This window comes from Butyrivibrio sp. LB2008, from assembly GCF_000621565.1.
Taxonomy (GTDB): domain Bacteria; phylum Bacillota; class Clostridia; order Lachnospirales; family Lachnospiraceae; genus Butyrivibrio.
Window position 1 is genome coordinate 1 of the sequence record NZ_KK211305.1, and the last position, 19,463, is coordinate 19,463.

General features: G+C 39.8%; 20 protein-coding genes and 3 tRNA genes. 22 read left to right on the plus strand and 1 reads right to left on the minus strand.

The window, feature by feature from the left end:
- The first annotated feature begins 136 nt into the window (after nt 1-136).
- The 13 genes from T356_RS0109945 (at nt 137) to T356_RS0110005 (ending at nt 8,944) form a co-directional block, all read left to right on the plus strand.
- Nucleotides 137-209: transfer RNA gene (locus T356_RS0109945), tRNA-Asn, on the plus strand.
- Between the two features lie 58 nt (nt 210-267).
- Nucleotides 268-339, plus strand: a tRNA-Glu gene (locus T356_RS0109950).
- 40 nt (nt 340-379) lie between these two features.
- A tRNA-Cys gene (locus tag T356_RS0109955) sits at nt 380-450 on the plus strand.
- Between the two features lie 80 nt (nt 451-530).
- On the plus strand, nt 531-1,439 hold the full coding sequence (locus tag T356_RS0109960; RefSeq protein WP_035780946.1) for a S1 RNA-binding domain-containing protein: 909 nt from the start codon (nt 531-533) through the stop codon (nt 1,437-1,439).
- Nucleotides 1,440-1,469: 30 nt separating this feature from the next.
- The gene (locus T356_RS0109965; RefSeq protein ID WP_026514350.1) at nt 1,470-2,186 is read left to right on the plus strand and encodes an NAD-dependent protein deacylase; all 717 of its coding nucleotides are present in this window, start codon (nt 1,470-1,472) and stop codon (nt 2,184-2,186) included.
- Nucleotides 2,186-2,359, plus strand: coding sequence for a DUF951 domain-containing protein (locus tag T356_RS20845; protein WP_081777810.1), 174 nt, complete (start codon nt 2,186-2,188; stop codon nt 2,357-2,359). Before T356_RS0109965 ends, T356_RS20845 begins: the two co-directional genes overlap by 1 nt.
- 107 nt (nt 2,360-2,466) lie before the next feature.
- A complete protein-coding gene (gene rpsF, locus T356_RS0109975; protein ID WP_026514351.1) occupies nt 2,467-2,754 on the plus strand; it encodes a 30S ribosomal protein S6 in 288 nt (95 codons plus the stop codon).
- A gap of 18 nt (nt 2,755-2,772) precedes the next feature.
- Complete coding sequence (locus T356_RS0109980) at nt 2,773-3,228, plus strand: single-stranded DNA-binding protein (protein WP_026514352.1); 456 nt, start codon at nt 2,773-2,775, stop codon at nt 3,226-3,228.
- Between the two features lie 19 nt (nt 3,229-3,247).
- Nucleotides 3,248-3,511 (plus strand): 30S ribosomal protein S18, encoded by a 264-nt coding sequence (gene rpsR, locus T356_RS0109985; RefSeq protein ID WP_026489979.1) that lies wholly within the window; start codon nt 3,248-3,250, stop codon nt 3,509-3,511.
- Between the two features lie 152 nt (nt 3,512-3,663).
- A complete protein-coding gene (locus T356_RS0109990) occupies nt 3,664-4,158 on the plus strand; it encodes an HAD domain-containing protein (protein ID WP_026514353.1) in 495 nt (164 codons plus the stop codon).
- Nucleotides 4,159-4,516: 358 nt separating this feature from the next.
- Nucleotides 4,517-5,905 (plus strand): transglutaminase domain-containing protein, encoded by a 1,389-nt coding sequence (locus T356_RS0109995; protein ID WP_026514354.1) that lies wholly within the window; start codon nt 4,517-4,519, stop codon nt 5,903-5,905.
- A 303-nt stretch (nt 5,906-6,208) separates the two neighbouring features.
- Nucleotides 6,209-8,266 carry a glycoside hydrolase family 11 protein gene (locus T356_RS21310; RefSeq protein ID WP_197020903.1) on the plus strand — a complete coding sequence of 686 codons (2,058 nt, stop codon included), beginning with the start codon at nt 6,209-6,211 and terminating at the stop codon, nt 8,264-8,266.
- Nucleotides 8,267-8,374: 108 nt separating this feature from the next.
- Nucleotides 8,375-8,944, plus strand: coding sequence for a hypothetical protein (locus T356_RS0110005; protein ID WP_026514355.1), 570 nt, complete (start codon nt 8,375-8,377; stop codon nt 8,942-8,944).
- A gap of 77 nt (nt 8,945-9,021) precedes the next feature.
- Here T356_RS0110005 and T356_RS0110010 read toward each other — a convergent pair whose 3' ends face one another.
- Complete coding sequence (locus T356_RS0110010; protein WP_026514356.1) at nt 9,022-9,666, minus strand: DUF4867 family protein; 645 nt, start codon at nt 9,664-9,666, stop codon at nt 9,022-9,024.
- Nucleotides 9,667-9,853: 187 nt separating this feature from the next.
- On the opposite strand from T356_RS0110010, the gene T356_RS0110015 reads away from it, so the two are divergent.
- The 9 genes from T356_RS0110015 (at nt 9,854) to rplI (ending at nt 19,463) form a co-directional block, all read left to right on the plus strand.
- Nucleotides 9,854-10,498 carry an HAD-IA family hydrolase gene (locus tag T356_RS0110015; protein ID WP_026514357.1) on the plus strand — a complete coding sequence of 215 codons (645 nt, stop codon included), beginning with the start codon at nt 9,854-9,856 and terminating at the stop codon, nt 10,496-10,498.
- Between the two features lie 66 nt (nt 10,499-10,564).
- Complete coding sequence (locus T356_RS0110020; RefSeq protein ID WP_026514358.1) at nt 10,565-10,738, plus strand: hypothetical protein; 174 nt, start codon at nt 10,565-10,567, stop codon at nt 10,736-10,738.
- 107 nt (nt 10,739-10,845) lie between these two features.
- Complete coding sequence (locus T356_RS0110025) at nt 10,846-11,439, plus strand: helix-turn-helix domain-containing protein (protein ID WP_035780953.1); 594 nt, start codon at nt 10,846-10,848, stop codon at nt 11,437-11,439.
- A 202-nt stretch (nt 11,440-11,641) separates the two neighbouring features.
- Nucleotides 11,642-12,868, plus strand: a complete 1,227-nt coding sequence (locus tag T356_RS19085; RefSeq protein WP_051563343.1) for a M48 family metallopeptidase — start codon at nt 11,642-11,644, stop codon at nt 12,866-12,868.
- A 5-nt stretch (nt 12,869-12,873) separates the two neighbouring features.
- Entirely contained in the window at nt 12,874-13,059 is a 186-nt protein-coding gene (locus T356_RS0110035) for a hypothetical protein (RefSeq protein ID WP_026514360.1), read from the plus strand.
- A 135-nt stretch (nt 13,060-13,194) separates the two neighbouring features.
- Nucleotides 13,195-14,184, plus strand: a complete 990-nt coding sequence (locus T356_RS0110040) for a helix-turn-helix transcriptional regulator (RefSeq protein ID WP_026514361.1) — start codon at nt 13,195-13,197, stop codon at nt 14,182-14,184.
- A gap of 267 nt (nt 14,185-14,451) precedes the next feature.
- Nucleotides 14,452-16,839 (plus strand): phosphoketolase family protein, encoded by a 2,388-nt coding sequence (locus T356_RS0110045; protein WP_304412648.1) that lies wholly within the window; start codon nt 14,452-14,454, stop codon nt 16,837-16,839.
- A gap of 119 nt (nt 16,840-16,958) precedes the next feature.
- Nucleotides 16,959-19,016 (plus strand): DHH family phosphoesterase, encoded by a 2,058-nt coding sequence (locus T356_RS0110050; RefSeq protein ID WP_026514363.1) that lies wholly within the window; start codon nt 16,959-16,961, stop codon nt 19,014-19,016.
- The gene (rplI, locus tag T356_RS0110055; RefSeq protein WP_026514364.1) at nt 19,017-19,463 is read left to right on the plus strand and encodes a 50S ribosomal protein L9; all 447 of its coding nucleotides are present in this window, start codon (nt 19,017-19,019) and stop codon (nt 19,461-19,463) included.

A 19,463-nucleotide genomic window follows, 5' to 3' on the forward strand; every position in this document is an offset into this window, starting at 1 on the left:
CTGATGTGTACTAATAGGTCGAGGGCTTATCCATAAAGTGGTATAGAAGAATCTGGAGAAAGATAGTTCAGTGTTCGGTTTTGAAGGTACAAAAGAGAGTCGTAAAACGGCTCTTTATTTTTAGAAGTACCGATAATCCTCCTTAGCTCAGTCGGTAGAGCATTCGGCTGTTAACCGAAGTGTCGTTGGTTCGAGTCCGACAGGGGGAGCTAAGATACTAAGTGAGATCTTAGTATGAATGAAGACTGTAGCTACGGTCTGTAATATGGCTCCGTGGTCAAGCGGTCAAGACATCGCCCTTTCACGGCGGTAACACGAGTTCGATTCTCGTCGGAGTCACTTGTAATATCTTCTTTAAATTAGTTTAACTACATTATTTGGTGACATAGCCAAGCGGTAAGGCATAGGTCTGCAACACCTTGAGCGGCGGTTCAAATCCGCCTGTCACCTCTAAAAGTCTGTGAATATTGAATATTCACAGACTTTTTTGTGCTATAATCATAGAGACTAATTTATTGGGAGGTCGTGATATGGCAGAAGAAACAATGAAAGATTATACTCAGGAGATTGAGAATTCTTTTAGAAAGATTAAGGAAGGAGATATTATAGACGGAACTGTTATCGGTGTGACCGATACAGAAGTTATTTTGGATATAAAATATTACACTCAGGGAATCATAAGGATTGAAGAGCTTAGTGATGATTCGAAGTTTTCGATTCACAGAGATATAAATGTCGGTGATGAAGTGTCGGCTACTGTTATTTCAACAGATGACGGAGAGGGAAATATTCTTTTGTCCAAGAGAAAAGCAAATGAAGTTCTTGCTTGGGATAAATTAAAGGCACTTCTTGAATCGGGAGAATATGTTGATGTTACAATTTCTGAGGCAGTAAAGGGGGGAGCGGTTGCTTTCCTTGAAGGAATAAGAGGGTTTATTCCTGCATCCAAGCTTGACCTTTCATATGTTGAAGAAGATAACATAAAGGATTATGTTGGAAAAACAGTAAAAGCAAAAGTTATTACTTCTGATGAAGAGAATGGAAAACTTGTACTTTCTGCGAAGGATTACCTTAAAGAGCAGGCTGATATTAAGAGAAAAGAGATGATCTCAAATGTTGAAGTAGGTCTTGTTACGGAAGGAACAGTTGAAAGCTTGCAGAACTACGGAGCTTTTGTTGATCTTGGAAAAGGAATGAGCGGACTTGTACATATTTCTCAGATTTGTAACAACAAGATTGCCCATCCTTCAGCGGTTCTTAAAGTAGGCCAGAAGGTAAAAGTTAAAGTTATTTCAATCAAAGACGGAAAGCTAAGTCTTAGTATGAAGGCTCTTGAAGATGTAGCAGCAACAGAGATTACTGAAGAAAAGATTGATTATAAGAGCGACGGTGATGCAACAACATCACTTGCTGATCTTCTTAAAAAAGCAGGTTTTTGATAACCGTACACAAATTATAAGGGGGATAATATGGACGAGGCTGTAAAAGAATTAAAGGAATTGATTGACGGTTCTAATAATATTGTCTTTTTTGGCGGTGCAGGAGTATCGACAGAGAGCGGTGTTCCTGATTTCAGGAGTGAAGACGGTCTTTATCATCAGCAATATAAATATCCTCCTGAACAGATTTTAAGCCATACCTTTTATATGAGAATGCCGGAGGAGTTCTTCAGATTTTATAAGGATAAACTTCTTATCACCGGCGTTAAGCCGAATAAGGCTCATTTAAAACTTGCCGAACTTGAGAAAAAAGGTAAGTTAAAAGCCGTAATAACTCAAAATATTGATGGCCTTCACCAGGCTGCCGGAAGCAAAGAGGTTCTTGAGCTTCATGGAAGTGTTCATAGGAATTACTGTGAAGAATGTGGCAAATTCTATGATTTTGATTTCATGGCTCAGGCAGATGGTGTTCCCAGATGCAGCTGCGGCGGAAGAATAAAGCCCGATGTGGTTTTGTATGAAGAAGGCCTGGATATGGGAATTATGCAGAAAGCTGTGGATTATATAAGTAATGCGGATGTTCTGATAATAGGCGGAACATCGCTTGCAGTATATCCGGCTGCGGGTCTTATTGATTATTATAGAGGAAATAAGCTTGTACTTATCAATAAATCAGCCACTCCGAGGGACAGACAGGCTGATTTGGTTGTACAGGGCGCTATAGGAGAGATTTTAGATCAGGTTTAATGGATATTCAGGTTGGCAATATAATAAAACTTAAGAAACAACATCCTTGCGGAAGCTATGAATGGGAAGTTTTGCGTGTTGGCGCGGACTTTCGAATCAAATGCCTTGGCTGTGGTCATCAGATAATGATTTCCAGGAAAAATGTAGAAAAGAGCATCAAAGGGATACGATAAAATGCTTGCATTTGACACATATATATGTTAGCATATTATTCTGTGATAAATTCCTTGCTGCTTGACTGATACAAGTAGCCAGAGACCAAAAGGAGGTAACAAATAGCATGAACAAATACGAATTAGCCGTTGTTGTTAGTGCAAAGATCGAAGACGATGCCAGAACAGCAGTCATCGAGAAGGTTAAGAAGACTATCGAGAAGCATGGTGGTCAGATTACCAACATTGATGAGTGGGGAAAGAAGAAGCTTGCTTATGAAATCGAGAAGATGACAGAAGGCTTCTACTATTTCATCCAGTTCGATGGCGAAGCAACAACTCCTGCAGAGATTGAAGCTCGCATGCGTATTATGGACGGCGTCATCAGATATTTATGCGTTAAGAACGAGGCTTAAATAGAAGAGGACGAAAATATGAACAAAGTTATACTAATGGGACGTTTAACAAGGGACCCCGATGTAAGATATTCACAGGGGAATGAACCTATGGCTGTGGCAAGATACACTCTTGCTGTTGACAGAAGATTTGCAAGAAGAGATCAACAGGATTCTCAGACTGCAGACTTTATCGGAATTGTAGCTTTTGGTAAAGCCGGAGAATTCGCTGAAAAGTATTTTAAGAAGGGCACCAAGGTTATCGTAACAGGACGTATCCAGACCGGTAGTTACACCAATAAGGATGGCGTTAAGGTATACACAACTGATGTAGTTGCAGAGGATCAGGAATTCGCTGAGTCCAAGAATGCAGCATCCTCCAACGGAGGATCATTTGGAGGCGTTGCTCCCCAAGGAGAGCCCGCACCTTCTGCAGCCGGCGACGGCTTCATGAATATTCCCGATGGAATTGACGAGGAGCTGCCGTTCAATTAATTGAAGGAGGAATATTATAATGGCTTTCACAAAGTCTGATAAATCCGATGCTCCTATGAGGAGAAAGGGCGGAATGCACAGAAGAAAGAAAGTTTGTGTATTTTGCGGAAAAGATAATGTAATTGATTATAAGGATACAGCTAAGCTTAAGAAGTTCGTTTCTGAGAGCGGAAAGATTCTTCCCAGAAGAATCACAGGAAACTGCGCTAAGCACCAGAGAGAGCTTACTTCTGCTATCAAGAGAGCAAGACACCTTGCACTTATGCCTTACGTAGCTGAGTAATCAGTTTATAAGTAAATTATTGAAGACACTTTTTAGAAGAGATTCTAAGAAGTGTCTTTTTTAAAGAAGTATTCAACCTTGAAAATTATCCATATACAGGAAAAAGACATTATTACACCAAAGAACTGAATCAGTGAGGCTATGTTGAAACTATGAATAAAATCATTTTTCTAGACGTAGACGGCGTTCTCAATTCCAAATTCTGGGATAATGATCATCAGCGCGAAATCAGTGAAGGCAAACATGTAGACCTTGAAGCTGTAAAGCTCCTTGGAACCTTAGTTAAAAGAACTAATGCAAAGCTTATTCTCCATTCAGGATGGAGGTTTTGGTTTGATGAATCTATTAAACCCCTTAGACCAGAAGCAGAGCTTTTTGCAAATGCGCTAGCAAAAGAAGGAATGAGCATTTACGGAGTTACGCCAGATCTTACTACAGAAGAAATAAGAAAAAACAAGAAATTTAGTCTTGTTAAGGCTGATGAGATACTTAAGTGGCTGGATGACAACAGCTCTTTTACCAAGTGGGTGGTACTAGATGACCTAGATCTACATAACGAGGAAGTGGCAAGACATCAGGTGAAGACTGATCCAGAGATAGGACTTACAGAAAAAGACGTAGAAAAGGCAATAGAGATACTTAAATAATGAGACCTCTATCTCGAAAAAGGATAGAGGTCTCGTTTTATGATCATCCAAAAATTGTTTTTTCATCATATATACTAACCTCATTATATCTTTATATATCTTACTCGAAAAAAATCTTCTTACAATAGGGACATAAGTAAAAATATCCTTTTATAATTACGAATGGGTGAATGAGTATTTAAAAGAATAGAGTTGCCTCGAGTTGATTAAAGCAATGATGACTAAATAAAAATTTAATACATATTCATTAAAACGTTTATAGTTGCATGCTACCATATTACTGAAGCTTGGATGGAAATAAGCCTTATATGTATTTATTGAGTTAATGTTTTAAGTGAAGTCAGTGAGGCATAGATTTATGAAATATCTGGCAAAGCTTTTATATGTAATATTGGGAATAATAATAGCTGTGTGCGTTTTCATTCTTATCTGCGGACTTAATCCAAACATTAGCCTTAGCTTAAAGGGTGTGGTGGATGATGTTGCAGAGAAGAAGAGAATTATGGCGGAACAGAAAGCTATTGAGAATAGTTCGACGGATGCTCAGGCAGAGATACCTTTGGAAGTTGAATCCGTAGAAAAGGATGGAGAAGATGCAGCGTTAGTGGCAGAGCCTGAGTATAATAATGACCTTACATATCAGGATTATGTGGATATGTGGGATGATAGTGTTGTGAACCGGAATTATATTAATAATCCGGATTATCAGGAGTTTATTGATGCGTTTGTAAGTCCTTACGAAGACAGTGATGATGATTATCCTGCCGATAGATCCGATATGCAGTTACCTCAGCCTCAGATAATAGATATTGAAGATGAGGAAAAAGCTAAGGAGATAATAGACGAACTTGACTATGGTAATACGGGTGAAGGACTGGAGTTTGATCAGCTTTTTTACCCATATTATCATATGCTGAATAATAGAGGACAGGCTTTATACAGGCAGATCTATGCCAATGCATTGGCACAGAAACAGAGGTTTGCTCCTGTACTGGCCGATGCCAAAAATAATGAGATCAAAAGTGCATTTTGTTGTGTCCTTGATGATCATCCGGAGATCTTCTGGGTAGATATTTCTTTTTACACACAATATGATTATCAGGGAAATGTAATAGAATTTGATTTTAGATTCTATAGGAATTTTAATGACATACAATTTGCCAGGGTTCGTTTTGACAAGATGGCGAACAATCTGATTGAAGGTGCTAAGGACTTAAAAACAGATTATGAAAAAGAACTGTATGTTCATGATGTGATCGTGGATAAACTCAGTTATCAGCATAATTCCCTGGATCAGAGTGCATATAGTTCGGTTGTTGAAGACTATACGGTATGTGCAGGATATGCAAGATGTTTCCAGTATCTTATGCAACTTCTTGGGGTACCGGCGTATAATTGCTGCGGCTGGGGCGGTGGTGAACCGCATGCATGGAATATAGTGAAATTGGAAGATGGATTTCATAACGTCGATTGTACTTGGGATGATTCCAATTCAAACTACAATTATTTTAATTTAAGCGATGCGGAAAATAAGAATCACAGAAGAATGGATTTTTCCGTATATCTTCCCAAATGTGTATCGTCAAAGCATAAGCCTTCATTTAAAACGGAAGAGGCAGGTGTTCCGGGAATAGATGATGGTACAGGTCCGGAAGCTAAGTATTATGTAACAATTACAGAGTCAGATGTCAGGCCATATTATTATATTATTGATTTTGATGGAAATGTAACCAAAGCGAACAATTAGTGTTACAAATTTATTAAATAAAGGAATATGCCTTAAAAGACACTTTTTTATGAGAGTTTTCATCTCATTTAAGAAGTGTCTTTTTCATATACAATTAAATAAAAAGAGAGTTTATCGATAAAGAGTTCAGAAAAATACTAATATATAATCCTTTCAAAATTGTAAATAAGATGTTACAATGTATGTAATGTTTCATAAGCTATAAGATGAATCTATTTGATCAGTCATATCCCAATGCGGGGGAGTATGGGGGATTACTCGGATGATTGTAATTATGAAACAAAATGAAGGAGGTTAAGATAGATGAAAAACGTTTTTAAAATGGCGCTGCTCTCTGTTGCGTTGTGTGCACAACTTTTGGCCCCTGCACTTAAAGTTAATGCTGCATCAACGATCTATGATAATAAAACAGGCACGCAGGACGGTTATGACTATGAGCTGTGGAAAGATAGCGGCAATACTAGCATGACGCTAAACGAAGGGGGAGCATTTAACTGCCAGTGGAGCAATATTGGAAATGCACTTTTCAGGAAAGGAAAGAAGTTCGACAGCACAAAGACATATCAGCAGATAGGCAATATTTCTTTTGACTATGGTTGTGACTACAAGCCGAACGGTAATTCATATCTTTGTGTATATGGATGGACAAAAGACCCTATGATCGAGTATTACATCGTAGACAGTTGGGGCTCATGGCGTCCACCCGGAGGATCACCTAAGGGACAGATTCAGGTAGATGGCGGAACATATGATGTATATGAGGCAACTCGTGTAAATCAGCCGTCAATCGAAGGTAACAAGACATTCAAACAGTATTTCAGCGTGCGTACCGAGAAGAGAACAAGCGGAACCATCAGCGTTACTGAGCATTTCAAGGCTTGGGAAAAGATGGGAATGAAACTCGGAAAGATTTACGAGGCTGCACTTAATGTTGAAGGCTATCAGAGTAGCGGTTCTGCTAATGTTTATAAGAACAACATGACTGTTGGAGGATCTTCTTCCAATAATAACAACGGCAACACCGGCAATAACAATGGTGGCAACAAGAACAACGGAAATAATAGCGGAAATAACAACGCTAATAACAATAATAACAATAGCAATAACAACAATAACAATAACAACAACAATAACAACAATAACAATGGCTGGAACTGGGGTAACTGGTGGGGCAATTGGAATAACAACAATAATAACAATAGCAATAATAACAATGGCAATAACGGCGGCGGAAGCGCTCAGAGTTCAGCAACAGTTCAGTGCGAGTCTATGAGCAAGAGCGGCCAGTACGCAGGCAACATTTCATCACCGTTTAACGGAGTTGCATTGTATGCAAACAATGATAAAGTAAGCTTTACACAGAATTTCTCAAGTGACACAAGTGATTTTACTCTTCGCGGATGCTCAAATAACAGCCAGATGGCAAGAGTTGACCTTAAGATCGGTGGACAGACTAAGGGAACATTCTATTATGGCGGATCTTATCCTGCAGAATATACAATCAAGAATGTAAAGCACGGAACAGGTAATCAGACAGTAGAACTTGTTTTGACAGCAGATAATGGTCAGTGGGATGCTTACATTGATTATCTTAAGTTTAATGGTGGAAGCGGAAACGCAAGTGCCAACAACGTTGAAAAGAAGAACACAAATAACAACAATAACGCAAACAACAATAACAAGAATAACAACGCAAATAATAACCAGGCTAACAATGCAAGTCAGCCAAAGAATAACAATAATACAGCAAATCAGAAGATTATCGCTCTGACATTTGATGATGGACCGACAAGCACAACAAACGAAGTTCTTGATGTGCTTCAGAAGTACAATGTTAAGGCTACATTCTTCCTTATCGGTCAGAATATTAACCAGAACACTATCAATACAATGAAGAGACAGGTGAACATGGGATGTGAGCTTGCAAGCCATTCTTATACACATGAAGATATGTCAAGAATGAATGCACAGCAGGTTAAGGATCAGCAGCAGCGTACTGCAAAAGCTATCAAAGATGCAGTAGGAGTTGATGTAAAGTTCTTTAGACCTCCTTATATCTCAATCAGTAACACAATGTACCAGAATATTGATGTTCCTTTCATTCAGGGAACTATGCACAATGACTGGATGGACAACACATCTGCTTCTCAGCGCGCTCAGTCAGTATTGAACGGAGCAAGAGACGGACAGATCGTCCTTCTTCATGACTTCCAGGGCAATTCCAAGACAGTCCAGGCTCTTCCTCAGATCATCGAGGGACTTCAGAAGCAGGGCTACACTTTCGTTACAGTAAGTGAATTGTTCCAGATGAAGGGCGTTAATCCTAACGTAGAATACAAGATCTGGTCAGCAACATATTAATTAACTGAATTTTTAAAGACACTTTTCGGTAAAAACTGAAAAGTGTCTTTTACTTGCATATCATTAGCATAAGAGATAATAATTAATCTTATAGAGAGGGAAATTGAGATGAAATATATAGATAGTAGAATAGAGGGTAACTGGATCAGACTCAGATATCATACTACGTGGCATTTGTCGTGGAATGTATTGATGGATATCATGCAGGTTTTTCTTGATGATATAAGTGAAAATGTTCAGCTGGCAGATTATATTTATATTGCGGGAGAGGAATCTACACCTATAGGAACTATTCCTATGGGATATTTACATAAAGCGGAAAATCTTAAGGATGAAAAAGGTGGGATTTCACTGGCGGGCATTTCCAGGGTTATGGATATGCCTATAAGGCTAACATTATATAATCAGTTGAATATTGCAGATTTGCAAGTTCGGCTGGAGAATGAAAAAATCTCAAAAGAATTTGCGGATAATCCGAGAGTTTTGGATACGTACTTGGACTCTATTGAAATTAATGGATATGGAAGAAATTCAAAAAGATTGGGAATGAAACTTGTTCAGCAGTTTGCCGGAAGTGTTGAAAACAGAAATGCAGAAAATCATGGACAGATTGCGTTTGAGTATTTTGATACCTGCGAATCGCTTAATATCGAACCGAACTTTTATGAAGCAAAGTGATGATGCTTGGATAAAAAAGATGTTGGGATAAATCTCTTTTTTCCCAACATCTTTTTTATATCAAGTAATACTAAAATTTATGCAAGATCGCCGGCGATATCGATGTTCTCGCCTGTGATTCCAACCCATGCGCCGTTTGCAGCTTCAGAAGCTTCTGCGTGAGCAAGGAGCCACTTGTTTGTTGCAGTGAGCATGCGGTCTTCCTGGTTGCGAGCCTCGAACTCGGGCTTGCCAACGTTGGTTCCCTTAGGAAGTCCTACAAGAACCTGGAATCCTGAATCTTTGCTTGCCTGGCAGGGAGCATAGTGAAGCGCTGTAGCGTAAACTTCGATCATTGTGCCTGCGGGGCAAAGGAATGCTTTAACTTTGCTTGAGTCAATCTTGTAGTCAACAATCTCTTCTCTTTTTGCAAGTAAAAGAATGAAGTCTGTTGAGCCAAGGTTGATCTCTGATGAACGGTGATACTCAAGGCAGTTGAGCTTGGTGTTGTGTCCGTTGCACCAACCGAACTGCATATCTGATCCTCCAAAGAGGCTGTTTGTGATTGATGTTGCGGCAGCAAGAGACTGAAGTGCCGGCTCCTCAGCAACATAATCTGTTCCTTCGGGAACGGGAGTGCTTGATTTAAGAGCCTCTACAATTGCCTTCTTTTCCTCTTCATAACCCTCGATGATCCTACCGTAATTTGTGAATTCAGGATCGTTTACATTATATATTTTCATAACCTTCTCCTTTCAAGATGATTAATTGATAATAATAATCATATTGCTATTTTACAGAGAAATCTTATCATTTGGTAGCGATTTCTTTTCAAAAGTTGCTTTTGGTGTCAGATAAGTGATAAATCTTTACTTTCGAAGCGGCTGTGTGCTAAAGTGTGAAAAAGATTTGTGGCAGAGGAGGAAAAAGATGAAGTACAAAAATCTATTATTCGATCTTGACGGAACGCTGACTGATTCATCGGAAGGAATCATAAAAAGCGCATTATATACATTTGACAAAATGCAGCTGACACCACCGGAGGAGAGTTCTCTTTATACATTTATAGGTCCTCCGCTCGGTGACAGCTTCCTGAAACACGGAGTTGAGGAAAAAGATAAGGATAGGGCGGTAGCAATATATAGAGAGCGATATACCAAAATCGGAAAGTTTGAGAATGCACCGTATCCCGGAATGATAGATCTTTTGAAGAAGCTTAAATCCGAAGACTTCAAGCTATATGTTGCGACATCGAAGCTTGAGCCGATAGCGGTAGAAGTACTTGAACATTTTAACATGACAGAATATTTCGATGAGATCGCAGGAGCCACAGCAGACGGCAGCAGGGAAAAGAAGGAAGATGTCATTAAGTATCTTCTTGATAAAATAGGCGAAAATGAGACTGATACGGTAATGGTCGGCGATACAAATTTTGATGTTCTTGGGGCTGCAGAACTTGGAATCCCTTGCATTGCAGTGACATGGGGATTTGGCAATCCGGATGAGATGAAAAAAGCCGGTGCTGCCGCAATTGTCAGTAGCATGGATGAGCTGTACGATGCGGTGAACAAATGATGGCAATCATTGCACATTGATATAAAAAAGCATTTGAGGATATGATTAAAAAAGGAGATGAGCAAAGTGGAAACATGGTTTTATGTTGTGGAAAGTATTGACGGCGATTACGCCAATCTTAGAAGAACGGATATCGAGTCGAGTGATCTTAAACTTGTTGCAAGAGCTCTTTTACCCGATGCAATTTCAGAGGGAACGAAACTTAAGTATGAACTTATGCAGTATTCAATAGTAGAATAAGGGCATGTAAAACATTTTTGACATTCAAAAATATTAATGTAAAAGCTTTTTGATGGCACCAAAATCAATATCTCGATATTCTATGGTGGAAAGAGAGACAACGACGTATGGAACTTGGAAACAGGATAAAGGAATTGAGGAAAGCACAAAATATTAATCAGGACGATCTTGCAGAGAAACTTTTTGTATCAAGACAGACTATATCGAACTGGGAAAATGATAAAAGCTATCCGGACATTCAAAGTGTTTTGTTACTAAGTGAAATATTCAGTGTCTCGATTGACAATCTGTTGAAAGGAGATGTTGAAAAGATGGAAGAGGTTATTACGGAAGATACGGAGATGGACATCAGGAAGATGAATTTCTATTCCGGATTAATGCTGATTTTTTATGCGGGATTGATTGTAATGACTCCAATCCTGGCTTATTTCATCGGATGGTGGTTCTTGATTCCATGTGGAATATGGAGTGCGATTGGAATGTATTTTGCTATGAAGATTGAAGGAATCAAGAAAAAACATGATGTACAGACCTATAAAGAAATCATCGCATTTACAAAGGGAGATACGCTTTCGACCGATGAAAAAATGATGGAAGGAGCAAAACGTCCCTATCAGAAAGTTTTGATGATGATCGCATCGGCTGTTGTGGCAATTGTTGTAGCCGGTGGAGTGATAGTTATCTTAAAAATATATGCGTAGGCGTTACTATTTTTGCATTTCGAAGTAAAGAAAAAAACAATGACTGATAGATAAAACTGGGGTGCTGGTATTTTTATTGGACATATCAAAGAGCATACTGTATGCATAAAGATAATTTAGAATTTTGAAATGTGATTGGACTGACAATAGTGTTTGGGATAATATTATTCCTGATATTATTTTAGACGGGAGGATTAGGGCAATGCTTAGGGCAATAATTATCATATCCTTTTTTCTGAATAAAGGATTTGATGCGCTTATCAGACATCTTAATGACAGGCATATGAGGGAGGAACTTCCTGAGAATGTAAGAGATGTTTATGATGAAGAAGAGTACGCGAATTGGAAAAATTATAAAGCGGAGAGCAGGAAATTATATACCGTATGGAATTTGGCTGACATGTTATTTTTGGCGCTTTTGCTAATATCAAATGCGTATGCATGGGGATTTAAATTGCTTGAAGGATGTAATGTTTACGTTCAGTATTTCATCTTTACACTGGTACTTACTGCATTGACTGAATTGGTCAATGAACCGTTTAAGTATTATGATACTTTTGTTATAGAAGAAAAATATGGACTTAATAAGTCTACGAAGAAGACGTTTTTTATGGATAACATAAAGAATATAATTCTTGGAAGTGTAATATCATTTCTGCTTATAGCATTGATAATGTTTGTTTTTGAGACTTTTGGTAATATGGCAATTCTGATAGGAACTGTTGCGATGATGGTTATCATGCTTGTTCTAAATCTGATAATAGTTCCGATCATGAGAATATATAACAAATTTACTCCGCTTGAAGAGGGTGAATTAAAGAATAAACTTCTTGCGCTTTGTGGAAAATATGGAATAAGAGTCAGAAAAATTGTAGTGAGAGATGCGAGCAGACGTACTACAACATCAAATGCTTTTTGTGCAGGATTTGGAAAATTAAAAACAATATCTTTGGATGACAACCTTGTCAATAACTTTACCGATGATGAGATTGTGGCTGTGTTTGCACATGAATTTGCGCATGCGAAATATAAGCATGCCCTGAAGTCACTTCCGTTCTCTATGGTAAGGGTGCTGCTTATCTTTGTCACCATGTGGATTGTGCTTAATGTTCCGGAATTCTATACAGCTTTTGGCTTTGACGGAATTAATTATTTCTTTGCACAGATGTTGATAACGCTTGTAACATGGCCTGTTTCATACGGGCTTGATACTGTATCAGCCTATATTTCAAGGAAGCATGAATATCAGGCAGACGCTTTTGCGGCTAAAGAGGGGTATGGGCAGAATCTTATTGCTTCGCTTAAGAGACTTCATAAAGAGGCGCTGTCGGATATTAATCCGCATCCTTTAAAGGTGCTTCTGCAGTATTCGCATCCGACGTTGTCTCAGAGGATTACAGCAATCGAAAGCGTAGAAAAAGGAGGGTGACGCTTATGCTTTTTGGAAAGAGTGATAAAGATGTGAGACTTACGGACAGACAATACAAGGATCTTGTGGGAAACATGAGTAAGCGGGAGCGAAAAGAGTTTGACCGCAAGCAAAAACAGCTTCAAAGAGAGAAGGATGATGATTGGCTTTTAGGGATGCTGTTTATGACAGATGAGCTTGATGATATGTAATTTTATATGAGTTTCAGTCTGAGTAAACGTGGTTGTGATATTCGCAATCACGTTTATTAAATATCTATAAAATAACGAAAAGCCCTCTGAAAATATGGTAAAATAAGGCGAATTCCGTATGAGGAGGTATACGTTGTGCCGAAGGGAGCCAAACAGAAACTTAAGCTGTATTATCTTGGCAAGATTATGATTGAGAAGACTGATGATGAACATTTTCTCACGATGCCGGAGATACAGAAAGCTCTTGAAGGATATGGCGTTACTGCTGATAGGAAAAGTCTTTATGATGATCTCGAGACTCTTGAACATCTCGGAATAGAGGTGATAGGTGAGAAGAGTGGGCGCAGTTATAATTATCATGTTGGAAAGAAGCAATTTGAGATAGCTGAGCTTAAGCTCTTGGTAGATGCAATCCAGTCCTCGAAGTTTATTACTGAGAAGAAGTCAAATGCCCTGATAAAGAAATTGACGGGATTTGCCAGCGAATATGAGGCTGCGCAGCTGAAAAGACAGGTGGTGGTTCAGGGACGGATCAAGACGATGAATGAGAGTATTTATTACATCGTCGATGATATCTATAATGCCATCAGTAAAAACAAGAAGATTCGTTTTGAATATTATAAGTGGAATATAAATAAAGAGATGGAGCGCAGACGCGATAAGGTCTATGAGGTAAGCCCGTGGGCGCTCACATGGGATGATGAGAATTATTATCTTATCGCTTTTGATGCGAAAGACGAAAAGATCAAGCACTATCGCGTTGATAAGATGCGCAACATCGAAATGTCCGATGAAAAACGTGAAGGAAAGGCGTTTTTCGGGAAGTTTGACATGGCATCGTATTCCCGAATGAATTTTAGTATGTTTGGCGGAAAAGAGGTCAGGGTCAAAATCCTTTTTGAGAATGAACTTGTAGGCGTAATGCTGGACCGCTTCGGAAAAGAGATTCCTATACACGATTCTGATAAGGTCGGATGGTCTGAGACAAGTGTTGATGTGGCATTAAGCGATCAGTTTCTCGGATGGGTTTTTTCGCTTGGAACGCATGTGAAGATTATTGAACCGAAGGATGTGGTTAACAGATTTCGCGATGAGATCAAAAACTTAGACAGGTTATATGATTGAAAAATGCAAGAAGCATTATTTGCGTTTTCACGATTGCTATTTTATTAACGGAGCGCACAACCATGCGGGTTTCAAGAGACAACAATACGACATTTTTTTCACAATAGCAATAATTGATAAAGATTTAGCAATAATAATATAGTAAATGTTGCTCAAATAGCTTATCTTACAATAGAAATATCAACGACCACGAGATTTTATAAAGAGATATACAGAGGTTGGATATGGCAAACTGTATCGGTGCTTTTTGCAGCCGATATGTAATCAATAAAAAGGGAGAGGAATAATATGAATCACATGGAAATTACTGATGAGTATTTAGGAAAAATGGACGCCTACTGGCGTGCAACTAATTACCTCGCAGCAGCACAGTTGTACCTTCTTGAGAACCCACTTCTTCGTGAACCACTTAAGAAGGAGCATATCAAAAAGAAGATCGTAGGACACTGGGGAACAGTTCCCGGACAGAACTTCATCTACGTTCATCTTAACAGAGTAATCAACAAGTACGATCAGGATATGATCCTTATCTCAGGTCCCGGCCACGGCGGAAACTTCTTCGTAGCCAACACATACCTTGAGGGATCATACAGTGAAGTATATCCTAACGTAAGCCGCGATATGGATGGTTTACAGAAGCTTTGCAAGCAGTTCTCATTCCCCGGCGGTATCTCAAGCCACGTTGCTCCTGAGACTCCCGGTTCTATCCATGAGGGTGGTGAGCTTGGTTATTCAATCGCACACGCATTTGGTGCTGTATTTGATAACCCGGATCTTATCGCTGCTTGTGTAGTTGGTGACGGTGAAGCTGAGACAGGACCTCTCGCTACATCATGGCAGTCAAATAAATTCCTTAACCCCGTTTCTGATGGAGCAGTTCTTCCTATCCTTCATCTTAACGGATTTAAGATTTCTAATCCTACAATTCTCTCTCGTCTTTCACACGAGGAACTTGAGGCATTCTTCAAGGGTAACGGCTGGAAGCCTTACTTCGTTGAAGGAACAGATCCTAAGGAAATGCATCGCAAGATGGCTGAGACTCTCGATGTTGTTATGGATGAGATCAAGGCTATTCAGAAGAATGCAAGAACAACAGGCGATACAACAAGACCTGTATGGCCTATGATCGTTCTTCGTACTCCTAAGGGATGGACAGGACCTAAGTTCGTAGACGGAAACAAGATTGAGGGATCATTCCAGGCACACCAGGTACCTGTTATGATGGATAAGCCTGAGCATCTTGATATCCTCAAGGAATGGCTTGAGAGCTATCATGCTGAGGAACTCTTCGATGAGAACGGACGCCTTATCCCTGAGCTTGAGGAGCTTGCTCCTAAGGGAGACAGACGTATCGGTGCTAACCCTCATGCTAACGGCGGTAAGCTTCTTCACGACCTCAGACTTCCTGATTTCCGTGATTATGCTATCGATGTTCCCGCTCCCGGTTCTGTTGAGAAGCAGGATATGATCGAGCTTGGCGGATACATCAGAGACGTATTCAAGCTTAATGACGAGCACAAGAACTTCCGTATCTTTGGACCTGACGAGACAATGTCTAACCGTCTTAACAAGGTATTCGAAGTTACTAACCGTGATTGGAACAACCCTATCGACAACGATACAGACCAGTTCCTTGCATCAGACGGACGTGTAATGGATTCAATGCTTTCAGAGCATATGTGTGAAGGATGGCTCGAGGGATACCTTCTTACAGGTAGACACGGATTCTTCGCAAGTTACGAAGCATTCATCCGTATTATAGATTCAATGGCAGCTCAGCACGCTAAGTGGCTTAAGGTTTGCAACGGTCTTTCATGGAGACAGCCTATTGCATCTCTTAACCTCCTTCTTACATCAAACGTATGGCAGCAGGATCACAACGGATTCACACATCAGGATCCCGGATTCCTTGACCATATTTCTAATAAGAAGGCAGACGTTGTAAGACTTTATCTTCCACCCGACGCTAACTGCTTGCTCTCAACAATGGATCACTGCTTGAAGAGCAAGAATTATGTAAATGCTATTGTAGCAAGTAAGCATCCCAGACCACAGTGGCTCACAATGGAGCAGGCTGTTAAGCACTGCACACAGGGTATCGGCATTTGGGATTGGGCTTCGACAGATACAGGTGAAGAGCCTGATATCGTACTTGCATGCTGCGGTGATACACCTACACTCGAGGCTCTTGCTGCAGTTGACATTCTCCACAGAGAGATGCCTGAAGTTAAGGTTCGTTTCGTAAACGTTGTCGATCTTATGAAGATGGAGCCTAAGAACAAGCATCCTCACGGACTTTCAGACGTTGAGTACGATACAATCTTTACAAAGGATAAGCCTATTGTATTTGCATTCCATGGATATCCGACTCTTATCCATGAGCTTACATATACAAGAACAAACAGAAACATCCACGTATACGGATATCATGAGGAAGGAACAATCACAACTCCTTTCGATATGAGAGTACAGAACAAGATTGACCGTTTCGACCTTGTTATCGCTATGCTTAACAACATGCCTCAGTTTGGCAATAAGGGTGCATTCCTCATCCAGAAGATGAAGGATAAGCTCGTTGAGCATAAGACATACATTCACGACATCGGCGTTGATATGCCTGAAGTTGCTGAATGGAAGTGGACAGGTGTGAAGTAATCACATTCTTCTTTATATTCAAATAATAGCAGAGGCGTCTGCGACGTATTGTCGCAGATGCCTTTTATGTTATAATAAAGATTGGAATGTCCAAAGAATTCCGGAAGAGGACCAAAAATATGGCTACTAAAAACAGAATTAAACTAAAAGGCAAATTGGTGACATATCTTAAAGTTTTAGCATACTTGGGAATTATGTTGCTTCTTGTAAATCTTGCGATATTTACCGTGGACTTTTCTTCAGGTCTTATTCTTTTGGTATTTACAGGTTTCTATTTTGTTGCGGTCATGTACCTTAATTTCTACAACAAGCCTATCATAATGAACGAACTTATAAGTTTTGCCACTCAGTATGGGCAGATTCAGAAGAGACTGTTAAAAGATCTCGATCTTGCACATGCAATCCTTGATGATTCGGGAAGAGTTATCTGGGCAAATACGGCTTTTGAAAAAGCGGTTCATATGGAGAAGGGGCTTAGTAAAAAGACGATTTTTTCTCTTTTCCCCGGGATAGCTGCAGATAAGTTTCCTGTTGATAATGAGGAAGTTTCATACAAGATAGATTTTGAGAACAGCAATTATACAATAAAGCTTAAGAGAATCTCTCTTCATGAGATGGCTGTAAACAGTGACATTATTGATGCTGAAGGATATGAAGGAAGTCTTTTGGCTGTATATCTGTATGATGAGACGGCATTAAGACTTGCCATTCAGGAAGTTGATAACCAGTCACTTGCAGCAGGACTTATTTACATAGATAACTATGAAGAGGCTTTGAACAGTGTAGAAGAGGTAAGAAGATCTCTTTTGACCGCTCTTATAGACAGAAAGATCAATAAGTACATAGCATCAAGCAACGGTATTTCCAAAAAGATAGAAAAAGACAAGTACTTTGTCGTTATGCCCAAAAAGTCATGTGAGACGCTTATCAAGCAGAGATTCGATATTCTTGAGGACGTTAAGACGGTTAATATCGGAAATGAGATGGCGGTAACTCTCAGTATAGGACTTGGACTGGACGGCCTTTCTTATGCTCAGAATTATGAGTTTGCCCGCAATGCCATCGATCTGGCACTTGGACGAGGCGGAGACCAGGCGGTAGTTAAGAGCGCAGACAGTACATCCTACTATGGTGGAAAGAGCCAGACTATTGAGAAGAGTACTCGAGTAAAGGCGCGTGTAAAAGCGCATGCTCTTCGTGAGATTATTTCGGGAAAAGATACTGTTATCGTTATGGGACACAGAATGGGCGATGTAGACAGCTTTGGCGCATCTGTAGGTATCTATAGGATAGCAAGAACTTTGGAAAAGAAATGCCACATCGTTCTGAATGATATAACATCATCCATGCAGCCGTTGGTAGATCTTTTTAAGAGCAATCCCGACTATGAAGATGATATGATAATCAACAATCAGCAGGCTATTGATATTGCGGGAAATAACGCGGTAATAGTCGTGGTTGATGTTAATAAGCCGAGTATTACGGAATGTCCCGAGCTTTTGAAATTCTGTAAATCAATTGTTGTTCTCGATCATCACAGAGCGGGAACGGAAGTTATTGAGAATGCAACGCTGTATTATGTTGAACCTTATGCTTCATCAGCATGCGAAATGGTTTCGGAGATTCTTCAGTATATCGGCGAAAACGTCAAGATACACAATGAAGAGGCTGACAGCTTGTATTCCGGAATGATGGTAGATACTAATAACTTTATGAACAAGACAGGTGTCAGAACCTTTGAAGCAGCAGCTTTCCTTAGAAGAAACGGAGCTGATGTCACACGCGTAAGAAAATTGTTCCGTGAAGATGCGAACGAGTACAAGGCAAAAGCTGATGCAGTCAGTCAGGCTGAGATTTATCGCGACAGATATGCGATTTCTGTCATGAAGAGTGATGATATACAGAGCCCTACTATCGTAGGCGCACAGGCAGCAAATGAACTCCTAAATATTAAAGGTGTCAGAGCAAGTTTTGTCTGCACGGATTATCAGAACAAGATATATGTAAGCGCCAGATCCATAGATGAAGTTAATGTTCAGGTCATAATGGAGAGACTTGGCGGCGGTGGTCACATGAGTTCTGCGGGATGCCAGATGGATGATATTCCGGTCGAAGAGGCTGTGGATGCAGTAAAAGATGTGATTGATAAAATGATTGAAGAAGGAGAATTATCATAAATGCAGGTTATATTACTTGAAGATGTAAAGAGTTTAGGAAAAAAAGGCGAGATTGTTAAGGTCAGTGACGGATACGCCAAAAACTTTGTTATTCCCAAAAAGCTTGGAGTAGAAGCAACACAGAAGAACCTCAATGAGCTCAAGAATCAGCAGAAAAGAGATTCAATCCTGGCGCAGCAGCGTCTTGATGAAGCTAAAGCATATGGCGAGAAAATAAGCAAAGAGACAGTGCAGCTTACTATGAAAGCGGGAGAAGGCGGACGAGTATTCGGCTCGGTTTCGACCAAGGAAATAGTTACAGCAGCAAAAGCTCAGTTCGGATTTGATATTGATAAAAAGAAGCTTCAGATGCCGGAACCTATAAAGTCTTTCGGAACTTATGAAATTCCGGTCAAGCTTCATCCTCAGGTTACATCGGTATTGAAAGTGTGCGTAAAGGAACAGTAA

What these genes read in the sequence shown, in the direction of transcription:
- T356_RS0109960 (WP_035780946.1), top strand. Translation starts at nt 531, where the DNA reads ATGGCAGAAGAAACAATGAAAGATTATACTCAGGAGATTGAGAATTCT.
- T356_RS0109965 (WP_026514350.1), top strand. Translation starts at nt 1,470, where the DNA reads ATGGACGAGGCTGTAAAAGAATTAAAGGAATTGATTGACGGTTCTAAT.
- T356_RS20845 (WP_081777810.1), top strand. Translation starts at nt 2,186, where the DNA reads ATGGATATTCAGGTTGGCAATATAATAAAACTTAAGAAACAACATCCT.
- rpsF (WP_026514351.1), top strand. Translation starts at nt 2,467, where the DNA reads ATGAACAAATACGAATTAGCCGTTGTTGTTAGTGCAAAGATCGAAGAC.
- T356_RS0109980 (WP_026514352.1), top strand. Translation starts at nt 2,773, where the DNA reads ATGAACAAAGTTATACTAATGGGACGTTTAACAAGGGACCCCGATGTA.
- rpsR (WP_026489979.1), top strand. Translation starts at nt 3,248, where the DNA reads ATGGCTTTCACAAAGTCTGATAAATCCGATGCTCCTATGAGGAGAAAG.
- T356_RS0109990 (WP_026514353.1), top strand. Translation starts at nt 3,664, where the DNA reads ATGAATAAAATCATTTTTCTAGACGTAGACGGCGTTCTCAATTCCAAA.
- T356_RS0109995 (WP_026514354.1), top strand. Translation starts at nt 4,517, where the DNA reads ATGAAATATCTGGCAAAGCTTTTATATGTAATATTGGGAATAATAATA.
- T356_RS21310 (WP_197020903.1), top strand. Translation starts at nt 6,209, where the DNA reads ATGAAAAACGTTTTTAAAATGGCGCTGCTCTCTGTTGCGTTGTGTGCA.
- T356_RS0110005 (WP_026514355.1), top strand. Translation starts at nt 8,375, where the DNA reads ATGAAATATATAGATAGTAGAATAGAGGGTAACTGGATCAGACTCAGA.
- T356_RS0110010 (WP_026514356.1), bottom strand. Translation starts at nt 9,666, where the DNA reads ATGAAAATATATAATGTAAACGATCCTGAATTCACAAATTACGGTAGG.
- T356_RS0110015 (WP_026514357.1), top strand. Translation starts at nt 9,854, where the DNA reads ATGAAGTACAAAAATCTATTATTCGATCTTGACGGAACGCTGACTGAT.
- T356_RS0110025 (WP_035780953.1), top strand. Translation starts at nt 10,846, where the DNA reads ATGGAACTTGGAAACAGGATAAAGGAATTGAGGAAAGCACAAAATATT.
- T356_RS19085 (WP_051563343.1), top strand. Translation starts at nt 11,642, where the DNA reads ATGCTTAGGGCAATAATTATCATATCCTTTTTTCTGAATAAAGGATTT.
- T356_RS0110035 (WP_026514360.1), top strand. Translation starts at nt 12,874, where the DNA reads ATGCTTTTTGGAAAGAGTGATAAAGATGTGAGACTTACGGACAGACAA.
- T356_RS0110050 (WP_026514363.1), top strand. Translation starts at nt 16,959, where the DNA reads ATGGCTACTAAAAACAGAATTAAACTAAAAGGCAAATTGGTGACATAT.
- rplI (WP_026514364.1), top strand. Translation starts at nt 19,017, where the DNA reads ATGCAGGTTATATTACTTGAAGATGTAAAGAGTTTAGGAAAAAAAGGC.